1 protein-coding gene is annotated in these 266 nt (G+C 57.1%); it reads right to left on the reverse strand.

Annotated features, from left to right (window positions below; translation table 11 throughout):
* A partial coding sequence (locus ACTHS4_RS12020) for a glutamate--tRNA ligase family protein (RefSeq protein ID WP_440366000.1) occupies nt 1-266 on the reverse strand: 266 nt, incomplete at both ends.

Here is a 266-nt window from a genome sequence, read left to right on the forward strand (position 1 = left end):
TAATGCCCATGTCGTAGTCATCCACGACATCGCAGAAGTGGTAGGTCGGCGTGCCGTCGGCGCGGGCGATAATCAGGTCGTCGAGTGCTGCGTTGGGGATGGAGATTTCGCCTTTGACCAAGTCCGTCCATTTCGTAACGCAGTCCAAAGGCGTTTTGAAGCGGACGACGGGTTGAACGTCGGCAGGGATTACGGGCAGAGTTTTGCCTTCATCCGGACGCCAACGGCGATCGTACGTCGCCGTGCCTTCTTTTTCTGCTTTCTCG

It is taken from the genome of Neisseria sp. P0014.S009 (genome assembly GCF_051958155.1).
Taxonomy (GTDB): Bacteria; Pseudomonadota; Gammaproteobacteria; order Burkholderiales; family Neisseriaceae; genus Neisseria; species Neisseria flavescens_C.